Genomic DNA, 13969 nt, shown 5'->3' with positions numbered 1-13969 from the left:
TTTGTAGGTTTGGGGGCCGCTCAATATTCCCATTCGGGGCCACCCCTATTCCCGTTCGGGGCCAGTAGATCGCGCCGGTGAGCGCCACCCGCGTAACGCCGTGGCACTCACCTTTGCCAAGATCAGACCATCTGGCCCACAGCCTGCTCGCGCATATTCACGGTGCCCGTCTCGACCCAGACCGCGTTGTGCACGATACGGTCCATAATGGCGTCAGCATGCACACCACCGCCAAGTCGTTGATGCCAATCCTTTTTCGGATACTGGGTGCAGAACACCGTCGACGACTCGTCATACCTACGCTCGATCAACTCAAACAGCATTGACCGGATACTTTCGTCGGGTGGGTCGAGGAGCCATTCATCGAGCACAAGGAGTTTGAAGCTCGCGTATTTACGTAAGAACTTCTCCTTCCCGCCGGGTTTGTCGTTCGCAGACGCCCACGCCTCTTCAAGATCGGGCATACGGATGTAATGTGCCCGATATCGTTGCTGGCAAGCGGCCCGAGCGAGCGCACACCCGAGATATGACTTACCCGATCCGGTGAATCCTTGAAATACGACGTTGTGGCCACGATCGATGAATGTGCAGGTTCCGAGCTGCGCGATCACACCACGGTCAAGGCCCCGTTCCTCGAGGAGATCGAGCCTGCGGAGTTCTGCATCAGGGTATCTGAGCCCGGCACGTCGGATGAGTCCATCGATCTTTGTCATGCTGAATGTGGTGTAGGCGTCATCAACGGCCAGACCGATTCGTTCTTCGAAGGAGATACCGAGGGTGAGTGCGTCGTCTTGCCGATCGAACGCATCGACGAGGCAGGCGATGCCCATCTCACGGAGTTTACGTTTTGCTTCGCTATCAATTCGGGTCATTTGGTGTCTCCTGCGTAGTAGTCAGCGCCGCGCACGTACGGGTCTGCTGAGGGTTTGGTTGAGTCTAAGATTGCATAGCTTTGAGGCTGTGCTGGAAGGATAACAACCATGCCAAAGAATGTGTTTAGTGATGAGTTCAAGCGAGACGCTGTCGCGCTGGTCGAGTCGGGCATCTCGCAGAAGACGGTGTGTAAAGATCTTGGCGTCTCGAAGTCCGCGTTGCAGTCATGGGTGCGCGACGCGAGGTTCCAGTCCCACGGAATGACCCCGTCAGCTGATCCTGTCGAGCGGGCCGAGATGGCGAAGGCCGTGAAACGGATTCGTGAGCTTGCGATGGAAACCGAAGTGCTCCGTCGCGCGGCAGCATACCTGTCACAGATACACATCACACCCCCAAAATGATCTCCCCGCTCGTCCAAGAGATGGCTGCGCCAGGTGCCCCTGTCAGGGTGCCGGTCGCGGTGGCGTGCCGGGTGTTGGGTTTCAGTGAACAGGCCTACTACCAGTGGCTGAAATGCCCGAAATCTGCGCGCGAGATTGAGGAAGAACGCCTCATTAGCGTGCTGCGTGAACTCCACGAGGACGACCCCGAACTCGGGTACCGGTTCCTCGCTGACGAACTCCATGACCTCGGCTACCAGGTGAGCGAACGCAGGGTGTGGCGATTGTGTCATGTTGCAGGCATCAGTTCAGTCATTACGCAGCGTAAGCGCCGCTACCAGCAGGCTGGCCCGCCCGTGGGTGATGACCTCGTGAAGCGTGAGTTCACCGCTACTGGCCCGAACCAAGTGTGGCTGACCGACATCACGGAGCACTGGACAGGTGAGGGGAAGCTGTACCTGTGCGCGATCAAGGACCTCTGGTCGAACAAGATCGTCGGCCAGTCAATGGGGCCGCGCATGAAGGCCAGGCTCGCGGTTCAGGCGCTTACGAACGCGGTCCAGCAGCGCGGCTACCCTGAAGGCGTGATTGTGCATTCGGATCGCGGAAGTCAATTCAGGTCAAGGAAGTTCCAGAAGGCCCTGAAACGGTACAGGTTGAGAGGGTCGATGGGCAGGGTGGGGGCGTGTGGGGATAACGCTGCGATGGAATCCTTCTTCAGTCTGCTGCAGAAGAACGTGCTCGATCGTAAAGCCTGGCGTACTCGGCAAGAGTTGCGGCTCGCGATTGTGCACTGGATTGAAGCGAAGTACCACCGTAAACGCAGACAGCGCCGGCTTGGGAAGCTGACGCCGGTCGAGTTCGAAGTGGTTATGATGGATGCTGTCGCGTTGGCGGCATAACAACCCCTGACTCAACCAAACCCTCAGCAGACCCTACCCGACAGGCTCGGCGGCAGGCTCGGTTACGGGTTCGAACCTCGGATGTCGTTTGCTGGCCTGATCTTGGCCGGACTCGAGGAGCGGTTTCACATGTGCGTATCTGGGTGACCTCACTCGTCTTGCGAGCGCGATCTCGCAGGCGCGTTCGACTCTGGCCTGCGAGTAGCGTCTGGTGAGCCTCAGCACGGCAAGCACCGGGTCGAGCGCTTGTTCCTCGACGGGCACGGACTCGAAGATACGGTTCGTGACCAGCAGCGTGTGTTCGCCGATACGAGCTGCCCATTCCCGACATCTGGTTGCATCCCACTCGCGATATTTGGGACCGTGGGGCAGGTCACCGTCATGGGTACGGTATTCGTTGGTTGTTCCCGGGGCAACGAGTAAGTGTGAGGAGAGCCGTTCCCCACCGAGGTAGACTTCCAGCCCAGCCTGGGTGATGCGCAGGTCGACGGTTCGGCCGATCTGCGTGTAGGGGACTGAGTAGAAGTTCTTCTCCCACACCACGTGCCCGTTCTTTTGCACTTTCCGTCCGTATACCCACCGGCTGATCTCGTACGAGACCGCTGGTAGCGGGCGTAGGAGCGGTTTCTCTTCAGCTTCAAACACTGAAGAGCGGGACCCTGCTCGTTTTTGGAACGGTTCAGCGTTCAGCGCAGCCACTTGCTCATACACGTGGGTGCGGAGCTCCGCAAGCGTCGCGAAATCACGGTTGCGGAGCGTCGCGATCACCCATGTCGCAATGTTCCAGACAGTGTTTTCCGCGCTTGGTTTGTCTTTGGGTTTCTTCACTCTTGCGGGGAGTACCGCTGCTGAGTAATGCGCGGCAAGCTCCCGGTAGGCATCGTTGAGAACGATCTCGCCTTCGCGAGGATGCGTGATCACGCCGGTCTTCAGGTTGTCGGGCACGATCCGGGGAACGCTGCCCCCGAACCGCGTAAACATTGCGACGTGGGTGCTGAGCCAGGTGTCTTGTTTCATGTCGAGGGTGGGCTCGACAAACGCGTATCTGCTGAATGGTAGACACGCGACGAAGAGATAGACCTTGGTGTGCTGCCCGGTCATAGGGTCGGTGAGGTGCATCGTGGGGCCAGACCAGTCGACCTCGATGGTTTGGCCGGCCTTATGACCTACTCTGGACGCAGCTCCAGCGATCAGCACATACTGGGCGTAACCTTTACAGAATCGGTCGTACCCCATTGCAGGGTCGCCTGCCGTCTGGCATCGGTCAACATATTCGGCGTGTAACAGTTTGAGTGTGACGCCGACGCGAGCGAGCTCGCGATGTATGGTTGCCCAGTCGGGTTGGGCGTACACGCTCTGGTGTTCACCCCGGCCGGGAAACAGCAACGTATACACTTCAGCATCGCTGTGCTGTGCGATGTCGTCCCAGCGCAGAGCTGCCCGGTCTGCAGCTGCGAATACTTCGAGCACGCTTTTGCGTGACATGGACTGCGTAGCCGCGATCGCGCGGCCAGATAGCCCTTCACCTCGAAGACTGAGGACGAGTTTTGCACGTATTTTACGTACCATCAGAATTACTCCTTCTGTCCGCCCGGTAACAGCGGGCGGACAGAAGGAGCCTACGAGCGTGGCTCCCAGAGAGGCTACTGGCGGCCCCGAAGAAAACTATTCAGCTACTGGCTTGCTGGCCCCCGACTGGGATAAGGGCGACCCCCAACAGACCTAATACTCAGTAGGCAACGGAGTGCCCGTTCTGGCAGGCCGCGATCCCGAGCGCGCACACGAGATACGTTTTCCCGCCACCAGAAGGCGACGTGATAATCACGTTCAGGGTTTCGCTGTCCCAGTCGTGCGCGGCGTAGCGTTGCATTCTGACTTTGGTGATGCCGCGCCCTTCCCGGTAGTCGATCTCCGCGACTGTCGCCCCGGGGAGCGGGAACCTCGCTTTCTTGATGAGCGCGTTGACGCGGTGTTCGTGTCTAATCTCGAGCGCGTCAGCAGTCGCTGTAAGAAACAGTGAAGCGCTCTGGGTTTTGTTCCGACATCAGGTTCCGTCACACCCGCGTAGTCACGGGCTGACGAGCCCCAGCATAGTACGCCGCCTCGACCTCGACAGGGGTGCGGTACTCGAGGGCTTCGTGGAGGCGCTGGTTGTTCCACCACCACACGTACTCCAACGTCGCCAGTTCAACTTCTTCAACCGTCTTCCAAGGCCCGCGCCTGCGAATCAGTTCGGCCTTGTAGAGCCCATTCACGGTCTCGGCGAGGGCATTATCATAGCTATCACCCACAGTCCCGGTTGACGGCATCGCTCCCAGCTCACGCACTCGTTCGGTGTATCTCAGCGACATGTAGTTCGAGCCGTGGTCTGAGTGATGGGTGACCCCAGCAAGATTACCCCCAATATTCCAGGCAGCCATATCGAGCGCCTGCAACGGCAATGCTTCTGTTTTCAGGGTTGAGGCGACGCTCCAGCCGACGATCTTGCGGGCATACACGTCAGTGATGAACGCGACATACGCGAACCCAGACCACGTCGCAACATACGTGATATCCGCGACCCACAAACATCGCGGAGCTGCCGCAGTGAACGCGCGATTCACGAGATCTCCGGGAAGATCCCGGGCGCTGTCACTTCTCGTGGTGAAAGCTTTCGCGCGGCGAGTAACGCCCTGAACGTCGGCCAGGCGCATGAGCCTAGCGGTCTGGTCACGGCCGATCTCCCAGCCCTCACGCTTCACCAGAGCATGCATCTTCCGCACCCCATAGACGCCATAGTTGGCCTCATGAAGGCGACGAATCTCTGGCACGAGTAGTTCGTCACGGAGCTGCCGTGCAGACGGCAGTCGTCGTTTCGCTGCCCGATACCCACGTGAGGTAATGAAGCCACGAACTGCCGCACGGAGAGTACGGCAGAGGAACTCCACCCCGAAACGATCACGATATGTGTCGATGAATTTGATCATTTCGTTCGTGGCTGGTCGAGTTCCTTCGCGAAAAATATGCTCGCGGCTTTGAGGACTTCGTTCGCTTTCTTCAGTTCTGCGTTCTCTCGCCGCAGGCGCCTGTTTTCTTCGGCGACATCGGTCGTGATACCAGGCCTCACACCAGTATCGATCTGGGTTCGGCGATACCAGATACGGAGCGTGTCGGGCGAGACACCCAGCAGCCCGCCGACGTGTTGGCTTGCCGCGTGCAGACTTGTCTGCTCGGGGAGCGCTTCAGCGAGCATACGGAGCGCGCGTGCACGGAATTCTTGATCGTATTTTCTTGCCATGGTGTTCCCATCTTCCTTGTTAAAAGATCGGAACAAAACCCAGAGCGCTTCACTCCGGTGAGCGTAGTCGTGTGCTTGCTCGTGCGAAAATGCTAGCAGGGTCGGCGGAGCAGTATCTTGCAGACGATTGGCTTAGTCGCTCTGACGTATACTGTGTAGCCCAGGAGAATGAGGCCCACGGGTTTCATCACGAATTAGGCAGCCTTGAACAAGCCCTTGGGTTTTGCCTGGGGTCAAAATGGTACCTAGTTGAAACTACGGATCAGGAACTGAGTAATCCGGCGCAGATTGTTGATCCACTCAATTACTTGCTGCGTGAACGGTCTCCCTCGTTGCCCTCCAGGTGGCTTGTTGTTCCTTTCATGTTGTTCGCGATGGATTACGATGCCGTGATCCTGTATTCGCCGGAGTATGAGTACAAGCTGATTTCGGGAACTGCGGAGTTTGTGCGTGCCTACATTGATGGGGCGGAGGTCGATCCCGTCGCGGAGCTAGAGGCCTGGTTGCGTGGAGAAGCTGATATGTGGAAGCAGCGTGGAGATTCGGAGCATGCTGCGGCGATTCTTCGAGCGTTGGATATGGCGTTGAAGCAGGTGAAGTTGCCGCCCTCAGCTGACGAGCTTTGAGATCATGGAAGGGCTTTAATGCTTGCAATAACTATCGGCGACAACGGCTATATCGTGGGGGCGAGCTTCTCCAAATGAGTGATTTCAAGATCGAGTTCGAGGTTGAGAACCCGAACGAGCCACCTTTCGTGGATGTTCACCACGAATTGCAGTGCTATGCCCTGTGGATGTCTGGGAAATTTGGATACGACAATGTTGACGGTCACGAGATAGGTTTGAGTGCCGAGCTGGTGCAAGACCTGCTCGCGTGGGTGAAGAATGGTGATGCGACTTTCAACCACCCTGACCCTCTGGAAGTCCCGTATCCAGACAACTTTCTGGAGGACGGTTACGAATTGGCTCGGCGGGTTCGTGCCGAGCTTCCCGCTGAATGGGTGGTGACGACCTGGAGCCCGGCTCTCAAAGCAGACGTGGTTCTCCCTCTGGAGAGCTAATGCGCAGTGAATGAACCGTCCCGGGTTTGACGCCGTTTCTTTTTGAGTTGAAAGGATGGCTTCGTGCCAAAGAAAATTGACCCCGCATTAGTCCGGATGAACTGTATGAATTACTGAACAAACCTTTCCTGGAAGAGGTCATACAGAAACAACTACCCGTGAAATTCAACGTCAATCCGGAGGTTTCTCCGCATAATCAAGGATTTCTTTTGAAAGAGTACGAATTTCTTGTTGATCACGGGTATATGTTCGGTGATGCGACACTTGCTATGAGACCACCCAAGGAGTAGCAGAGATGTACATACAGGACGTCGAAGATCTTTTCGGCCATGCGCGATCCTACTTTGGGCGAGATGGGAGCTGTCGTGCTTACAGCAGTGGCGGTCTATGGGTGAAGCTACAGCTACACGGTGTTCACGTTTTCTATTTGCAGATGCCGGTGGGGGAGATGCGTGCTGATACGGTGGCATTTTTCCATCAGGTGGCGGATGGGGTGCGGAACCATGTGTTTTTGGGTGTGGATTTGTCTGCGATTCCGAACACTCAGGAGGATGTGGAGGCGGCGTTTGGCGTAATTCATCGGTATTCGCGGTTGATGTTACCGGACAAGTTTTTGGCGGCGTTTGACGCGCTGACTCCCAAGGAGTTGCGTCCGTGAGCCTACTGGTTTTGGCGTGTGCGGCTCGGTCTTTGGTCATTGCTCTGAAGGGGATATGAAGCGTATGAATTTTGCGTATGTTGAGGATATTCCAGACTTTCGCAAGAAAGCGGATGCCTATTTTGGGTCACGTGGCAGATGTATCTCTGAGGATGTGGAGAATGGGCAGGTGCAATTGCTGCTGTATGGGACGCAACTGTTTTATCTGTCGAAACCGCTCGGGGGATGTACTCGTATTCCGTCTCGATGACTCACCAGACGAGCGGGGGCGGTAGCCCAGGCACGTACTTTGGGAGGAATTTAAACCTGGTTACCAATAGTCAGGCTGATGTTGAGGCTGGGTTTGATGTGATTGATCGGTATGCGCGGATGTTGTTGCCGGATAAGTTTTTGGAGGCGTGGGATGCGCTCGGGGATGAGGTTCCGCGTCCGTGATTTTGCTCGTGCATCGGCTGGTTGAGTGTGCCGTGAAGCTTGCGATAACTATCAGTGACAACGGCTTTATCGTGGGGGCGAACTTTTCCAAATGAGTGATTTCAAGATTGAGTTCGAGGTTGAAAACCCGAGCGAGCCACCAATGATAGATGTCCACTACGAATGGTCTCAGTACGCCCTGTGGATGTCTGGGAAGTATGGCTTCGGCACCTTCGACGGTCACGAGATAGGTTTGAGTGCCGAGCTGGTGCAAGATTTACTCGCGTGGGGAGACAGCGCCGACGCAATTTTCAACGCCGATGATCCTGCAAATAGCCCTTATCCAGACAACTTTCTGGAGGACGGTTACGAGTTGGCTCGGCGGGTTCGTGCCGAGCTGCCCGCTGAATGGGTGGTGACGGTCTGGAGCCCGGCTCTTAAAGCAGACGTTGTGCTTCCCAAGGAAAACTGACGTGCGTGTCGTGAAACCCCTTGGTTGAGTTTGGTGTCTCCACATAAGCGGAGCCGGCATAATCTGACCACAAGCTGATAGCTGTGGGGCGGGATCATCGACTCGATCGTGTCTGACCCGTGGGGAGCAGTGGGGTCGATGTTCTTAGATCTCATCGCTGCAGACCATTGGGACGAGTACGCTGGTGAAGGCACTGGACGAGTATTTGTCAACGTTGACCTCACGTTCGTTGGTGGTCTTGGGCTTGTCCGGGGTTTGAAGAATTTGGAGAGTGCTCTCTACGAGCCAGTACCTCCCGGGGCTACCTAAAACGGCCCCTTCTCAGCTAGGTCGTAGTTCGACTGGGAGGATTAAGCCGCGAAATCTTGCTGAGCAGCTAGCAATGACCGAGGTTCGGACAAATCCTAAACTAGGCAAAGAACTCGCGTTGGCTATCGGAGACGCTAGGTGGCCGTCCAGTGAAGGGTGGGTGAAGATGAGCGCAACGTCAACGGAGTCGAAATTCATTATGTACTAAATAAGATAACTGGAGCAGTTGATGGTTTTAAATTCAATTATTGAATGCGAAGCGGGCGATGATTGTGTCCTGTTGAGAACTCACGATGAGGCCAAAATTCTCGTGCTTCATAGAGCCCCAGCAAGTCCATATTCCGATAATCTCACCTTTGAACTGGAAGCAGGATCTCCTACCGTACGGGGGAAAGGGCCCTTCCAGATTTCAGTCGAGCAGGTCACGCGGTTTATTGACGAGTATGAAGAGGTCAGTAAAGCTGAGCTTCAGGATGTAAACGGAGACGGGACAATCACATTTGACAAGATCGATCTGATCGGGCATGTGAGAGTTACGATTCAGCTTGGTGGGCCATGGTCAAACCAAGCCAGGATTGCATTCGACACAGATCAGACAGCCTTGACGTCATTCGCCGAAGACCTGCGCAGTTTTCTTGAATAGAGTTTCCAAACTTAAGCTATGCGATAGGCCTTCCGCGGTGAGTTCCAGCTCAACTTCAGCGCAGTTCCGCGTCCGTGATTTTGCTCGTGCATCGGCTGGTTGAGTGTGCCGTTGGCATGGTGTGAAGCGCAGATACCTGAAGTGTTAACGACCGCGATCCAGGAGGGTAGGTTCATCAGATATCAAGTGGACCGGCCGATCTGTGAATTTGAGTACGCGGGGAAGACTTTGAGACTTGCGATTACTAACAGCGACAACGGCTTTATTGTGGGGGCGAATTTATCAAGATGAGTGATTTCAAGATCGATTTTGAGGTTGAGAACCCGAATGAGCCACCTTTCGTGGATGTTCACCGCGAATTGCAGTGCTATGCCCTGTGGATGTCTGGGAAATTTGGATACGACAATGTTGACGGTCACGAGATAGGTCTGAGTGCCGAGTTGGTGCGCGACTTACTCACGTGGGTGAATAGTGGTGATGCGACTTTCAACCACCATGACCCTGCAAATAGCCCGTATCCAGACAACTTTCTGGAGGACGGTTACGAATTGGCTCGGCGGGTTCGTGCCGAGCTTCCCGCTGAATGGGTGGTGACGACACACCATCCAGTCCGGAGAGTCAGGGTTGTGGTTCCCCTCGAGAGCTGATGCGCATGAACCCTTAAGAGGGTATTAGTGACGTATGGGTCTGCTGCTCTTCTCAGTGCTTGATACGCATCAGAGGCAACCGCGCTAAGCTTGCAGGCGTGAGTGTGAACCGGATCCCGACCCCCTACGAAGACCTGCTGCGTGAGGTGCTCGAACACGGCACCCCAAAGTCTGATCGCACGGGAACGGGCACCCGCAGCCTGTTTGGCCGGCAGATTCGCTTCGATCTCGCGGAATCCTTCCCGCTCATCACCACAAAAAGGGTGCACTTCAAGTCTGTCGCAGTTGAGCTGTTGTGGTTCCTGCGCGGCGAGAGCAATGTCGCCTACCTGCGCGACAATGGCGTCACGATTTGGGACGAGTGGGCTGACGCCGACGGGGATCTCGGCCCGGTGTACGGCGTGCAGTGGCGCTCCTGGCCCACCCCCGACGGCGGCCACATCGACCAGATCACCAAGCTTGTTGAGCAGATCCGGGAGAACCCCGATTCGCGCAGGCTCATCGTGTCAGCGTGGAACGTTTCCGAGCTCGACCAGATGGCGCTTGCGCCCTGCCATGCGTTCTTCCAGTTCTATGTTGCTGACGGCAAGCTGTCGTGCCAGCTCTACCAGCGCTCGGCAGACATGTTTCTGGGCGTCCCGTTCAATATCGCGAGCTACGCGCTGCTGACCCTGATGGTTGCGCAGCAGACGGGGCTCGAGCCCGGCGAATTCGTGTGGACAGGGGGCGACTGCCACATCTACGACAATCACGTCGAGCAGGTGGAGCGGCAGCTGGCTCGGGATCCCTTCCCGTACCCCACGATCGAGATTCGCAAGGCCGAATCGATCCTTGATTACGAGTTCGAAGATTTTGCGCTTGTTGATTACGAGCACCATCCTGGGATTAAGGCCCCGTCGCAGTATGAACACGTCGCGGTTTCGCCTGGGCATGATCTGGGCGCAGTCTCGCAACGGTGCCATCGGGCGAGACGGCGATATGTCGTGGCATCTCCCTGAAGATCTCGCGCACTTCAAGCGGGTCACGCTCGGCGCTCCGGTGATCATGGGGCGGCGTACCTGGGAATCCCTGCCGGAACGCTTCAGACCACTTCCCGGACGCGCCAATATTGTCGTGAGCCGGGACCCTGCCTATCGCGCGGATGGTGCAACGGTTGTCTCCTCCCTCGGGCCGCACGCGAATGCGCGCAGGCAGACGCCTGGATTATGGGCGGCGGACAGCTGTATCGCGAGGCGTTGCCACTGGCGGACGAGTGCATCGTGACGTGCATCGAACTCGACGTTCCGGATGCCGACACCTACGCGCCGGACCTCACGTCTGCTCCCGGCATGAAACTGCAGGATCCGGGCGTGCTCCTCAGCTCGGCCTCGGGTGTGGAATACCGCTTTCAGCGGTGGGTGCGGACTGAGTCTCGCAAAACCTCGTAACCGTCTGCCGGTTTCCTCCGCGTCCGCGCGGTGTGGCGCACCCTCGCGCCAGAACCGCGGGGTATCTGCGTGGCCTCGGGTTCATTATTGCGCTGCTTTTACCTGAGGGCCAGGGGGGCTTGACTTATCCCGGCGCCCCTGAATCCACATAAGGCTACGCCTGTCAGCTAGCTTCAATAATTCGCAACTAAGCTATGCCTCCGTATCTTCACTGATAGTTAAGTGTTTTTGATCGGGGGAACAAGGTAATTTGCGAAACATTGCAGGTATAGACGTAAGAAAAATGATCTTTGGCGCGTTGGCTTCGGGTCTCGCGGCCGTCATGGTGGCATCAGTTGCGACTGCGGCGCAGGCGGCACCTCTGGCTGACGCGCCCATCACGCAAGGCCTCAGCGAGGAGTCGATGAGCGACGCTCAAGACGGTTCGCCCGGGCAGTCAGACCCTGCCGAGGACGAACCCGCTGAGTCGGCACCGGCGGAACATGTTGATACGGAGCCGACCGAGCCTGTGGCGGGGGTGGGGATCCAAGCCGCGTCGCTCAGCGATATTGATGAATTGAAAAATCTCATCGAATCATCCACGGCGAGTATTTCGATTGAGCTTGAGCCCAAGGTATACACGTTCGACGCGAACGTTGGCATCACCGGGCAGATCGTCTCCCCGCTCGGCCACGTGGTCGAACTGGTGGGGGCCGTCGACGCGGATGGGCAGCCCGCAACCACGTTTCAGATGGGCCCGAATGCCGCAGCCGGCGCGCGGTTCCTGCGTGCTGAGACCGGAACGCTGAAGCTGAGTAACATTCGCTTCACCGGCACAACAGACAAGAACGGCGGAGTCTCCGCGCGCAACATCGTGGCGACGAACACGATCTTCACGAACAACCACACGCTCGACGCCGTCAACGGTGGTGGGGCGATCAGGATCACCGGTGGTGATCTCAGCGTGGATCACTCAAGCTTCACCAACAACAGTTCGGAGGGCGCGAGCGACGGCGGCGCCATCAGCTCGCAGTTCAGCGGCAGCGTTCGCATCAACGACTCGGTGTTTGACGGCAATAGGCGCACCGGTAACAATAATCAATACGGTGGGGCCATCAGCGTGAAACAGCCCGGTGTCCCCGGTTCGGTAGTGGAGATCACCGACAGCATCTTCACGAACAACGTGTTGTCTGCCACGGGGAGCTGGAGCACTGGCGGGGCAGTCAGGATCTATGGCACAACGAATCTGACGTCGGTCCTTATCGACAACTCGTTGTTCAAAGATAACAAGACGACAGTCATGCTGACCCAGAGTGGCGGCGCTATTGGGTTCATGGACACGGCCAAATCAACCGTCAGTAACTGTACGTTTATCGGAAATTAGTCCACGAAGTATGGCGGCGCCGTGTACTACGAGAACTCCAAGGCTGACCACAAGATCGTCAACAGTACATTTGTGGGGAATTCAGCAACTCTCGGGGGCTCAGCGGTGTCGGCGTACAACTCGAAGGTGACGATCGATTCCTCAACCGTGCTCTCCAATACGTTCAGCACGGGCGGCAGTGGATCTCTGGTGACGATCCAAGATTCCATCGTCGCGGGTACCGCGACCTACGAGGGGACCACCAGCACCGGGACGATCGCCTACGCGGGCACGAACCTGGCGCGCACTGTGTCCTCGCAACCGGCGATCAACGCGGGCGACGTGTTTACGGCCTACACGGCAGGCACCCTGCAGCGCGTCTCTGATTCCAACTATGTTGCTCCGCTGATCGTCCCCGGCCCGGCGCACAAGGCGGTGTCAACGCCCAGGCTCCTGCCGCAGGCGCAAAACGGCGTGGATCGCAAGACTCCGCTGAGCGACCTCGGCGCATTTGAGGTGCCGCAGACGTACACCGTGAGCTTCGACTCGGCCGGTGGGAGTGCTGTCGACGCGATCGAAAACGTGGAGCATGGCACGGCCGTGACCGCCCCGCGGATCCCACCCGGAACGGTTACATTTTTGCGGGATGGACGCTGCTGGGCAACGAGTATGACTTCACGACGCCGGTGACCGCCGACATTGAGTTGGTAGCGAGCTGGGTCCCGATCCCGGAAGCTGATCTGGCGGCTCCTGACGTCAGCTACGTGTACGGCCAAGTGAAGCCCTTTAGGGTCTTGATCGAGGATGCCGCTGCCGGTTCGGAGGTGGCGCTCCGCGTGGGCGGTATTGACCTGGGGTCATCAGCCGTCGCTGCTGGTGTCGCAACGTTCACCCCCAGCGCTCATCTGGGCCTTGACGCGGGCACGCACACAATCACCGCGATCTACACCGACGCATCCCAGAACCCGGCAGTCGTAAAGACGGCCGAAGGTACGCTGACGGTGCTGAAGGATGCAACAAACACCACTCTTGATGCCACGGTGGCCTCTCGTGACGGAGGTAAGGCAGTACTCAGCGTCAGCGGTGTGGTGACTTCGACCGTGGGTACGATCCCCGTCGGATCGGTGACGCTGATGGTCAACGGATCCGCGTATCCGGAGCCGTTCACGGTCAACGCGAGTGGCGAGTACAGCGGCGAAGTCACTGTGTCGGTTCCCGCAGATGCGGACACTGTCGCGCTCAGCGCGGCGTATAGCGGCGGAACGAATTATCAGCGCTCTGAGGTGCAGCAGACACTGGCACTGCCCGCCATTCAAGGGCCGGGTGACCCTCAGGACGTTCCATCCACGCCGAAGAACAAAGGCGCTGGTCCGTCTGCCCTGAGTAACACCGGCGCGGCCGGCAACTCGATCTTGTGGCTCGTCGGCCTCGCGGTTGTGGGCGGCGGGGTCTCGCTTCTGCTGATTCGCCGCGGACGTAAATCGCGGGCCGCGGCAGCGGAAACCGCGGTCGCCGCGCCAACAGAAGACGGCTAGAGATGACGCGCGGGTGCCGAAAACTCGGCA

The 13969-nt window shown here is 57.6% G+C and carries 16 protein-coding genes and 1 pseudogene; 13 read left to right on the top strand and 4 right to left on the bottom strand.

Annotation, left to right across the window (positions count from 1 at the left end):
* Window positions 1-122 precede the first annotated feature (122 nt).
* The gene (locus tag G7067_RS11800; protein ID WP_166324612.1) at window positions 123-872 is read right to left on the bottom strand and encodes an ATP-binding protein; all 750 of its coding nucleotides are present in this window, start codon (window positions 870-872) and stop codon (window positions 123-125) included.
* 108 nt (window positions 873-980) lie between these two features.
* On the opposite strand from G7067_RS11800, the gene G7067_RS11795 reads away from it, so the two are divergent.
* Window positions 981-2155, top strand: a protein-coding gene (locus G7067_RS11795; protein ID WP_166324609.1) for an IS3 family transposase whose coding sequence is annotated in 2 segments (ribosomal slippage) — window positions 981-1260 and window positions 1260-2155 — 1176 coding nt in all. Because the reading frame shifts where the segments join, the coding sequence is not laid out codon by codon here.
* Window positions 2156-2188: 33 nt separating this feature from the next.
* Here the strand turns inward: G7067_RS11795 and istA are convergent.
* The 3 genes from istA to G7067_RS11780 form a co-directional block, all read right to left on the bottom strand.
* Window positions 2189-3724, bottom strand: coding sequence for an IS21 family transposase (istA, locus tag G7067_RS11790; protein ID WP_166324606.1), 1536 nt, complete (start codon window positions 3722-3724; stop codon window positions 2189-2191).
* Between the two features lie 160 nt (window positions 3725-3884).
* Complete coding sequence (locus tag G7067_RS11785; protein ID WP_244301357.1) at window positions 3885-4109, bottom strand: ATP-binding protein; 225 nt, start codon at window positions 4107-4109, stop codon at window positions 3885-3887.
* A 100-nt stretch (window positions 4110-4209) separates the two neighbouring features.
* Window positions 4210-5432, bottom strand: a protein-coding gene (locus G7067_RS11780) for an IS3 family transposase (protein WP_166324603.1) whose coding sequence is annotated in 2 segments (ribosomal slippage) — window positions 4210-5147 and window positions 5147-5432 — 1224 coding nt in all. Because the reading frame shifts where the segments join, the coding sequence is not laid out codon by codon here.
* A gap of 374 nt (window positions 5433-5806) precedes the next feature.
* Between G7067_RS11780 and G7067_RS11775 the strand changes: the two genes are divergently transcribed.
* From G7067_RS11775 to G7067_RS11725, 12 genes and pseudogenes are all read left to right on the top strand, one after another.
* Window positions 5807-6058, top strand: coding sequence for a hypothetical protein (locus G7067_RS11775; protein ID WP_166324600.1), 252 nt, complete (start codon window positions 5807-5809; stop codon window positions 6056-6058).
* Window positions 6059-6132: 74 nt separating this feature from the next.
* Window positions 6133-6492 (top strand): hypothetical protein, encoded by a 360-nt coding sequence (locus tag G7067_RS11770; protein ID WP_166324597.1) that lies wholly within the window; start codon window positions 6133-6135, stop codon window positions 6490-6492.
* Window positions 6493-6787: 295 nt separating this feature from the next.
* On the top strand, window positions 6788-7150 hold the full coding sequence (locus G7067_RS11765; protein ID WP_166324594.1) for a hypothetical protein: 363 nt from the start codon (window positions 6788-6790) through the stop codon (window positions 7148-7150).
* Between the two features lie 526 nt (window positions 7151-7676).
* Window positions 7677-8036, top strand: coding sequence for a hypothetical protein (locus G7067_RS11760; RefSeq protein ID WP_166324591.1), 360 nt, complete (start codon window positions 7677-7679; stop codon window positions 8034-8036).
* Between the two features lie 538 nt (window positions 8037-8574).
* On the top strand, window positions 8575-8988 hold the full coding sequence (locus tag G7067_RS11755; RefSeq protein ID WP_166324588.1) for a WapI family immunity protein: 414 nt from the start codon (window positions 8575-8577) through the stop codon (window positions 8986-8988).
* Window positions 8989-9275: 287 nt separating this feature from the next.
* Window positions 9276-9635: a hypothetical protein gene (locus G7067_RS11750; protein ID WP_166324585.1), complete on the top strand. Its 360-nt coding sequence runs from the start codon at window positions 9276-9278 to the stop codon at window positions 9633-9635.
* A gap of 98 nt (window positions 9636-9733) precedes the next feature.
* Window positions 9734-10531: pseudogene (locus tag G7067_RS11745) on the top strand (thymidylate synthase); the annotation flags it as partial.
* Between the two features lie 7 nt (window positions 10532-10538).
* On the top strand, window positions 10539-10898 hold the full coding sequence (locus G7067_RS11740; RefSeq protein ID WP_425280681.1) for a dihydrofolate reductase: 360 nt from the start codon (window positions 10539-10541) through the stop codon (window positions 10896-10898).
* Entirely contained in the window at window positions 10841-11062 is a 222-nt protein-coding gene (locus tag G7067_RS15285) for a dihydrofolate reductase (protein WP_425280680.1), read from the top strand. Before G7067_RS11740 ends, G7067_RS15285 begins: the two co-directional genes overlap by 58 nt.
* Window positions 11063-11345: 283 nt before the next feature.
* Window positions 11346-12425, top strand: coding sequence for a hypothetical protein (locus G7067_RS11735; RefSeq protein ID WP_166324579.1), 1080 nt, complete (start codon window positions 11346-11348; stop codon window positions 12423-12425).
* 72 nt (window positions 12426-12497) lie between these two features.
* The gene (locus tag G7067_RS11730) at window positions 12498-13094 is read left to right on the top strand and encodes a hypothetical protein (protein WP_166324576.1); all 597 of its coding nucleotides are present in this window, start codon (window positions 12498-12500) and stop codon (window positions 13092-13094) included.
* On the top strand, window positions 13040-13939 hold the full coding sequence (locus G7067_RS11725; RefSeq protein ID WP_166326162.1) for a hypothetical protein: 900 nt from the start codon (window positions 13040-13042) through the stop codon (window positions 13937-13939). The genes G7067_RS11730 and G7067_RS11725 overlap by 55 nt, the downstream gene beginning before the upstream one ends.
* The last annotated feature ends 30 nt before the right edge of the window (window positions 13940-13969 follow it).

It is taken from the genome of Leucobacter insecticola, from assembly GCF_011382965.1.
Classification (GTDB): Bacteria; Actinomycetota; Actinomycetes; order Actinomycetales; family Microbacteriaceae; genus Leucobacter; species Leucobacter insecticola.
This window is presented reverse-complemented; position numbering and strand designations above follow the sequence as displayed.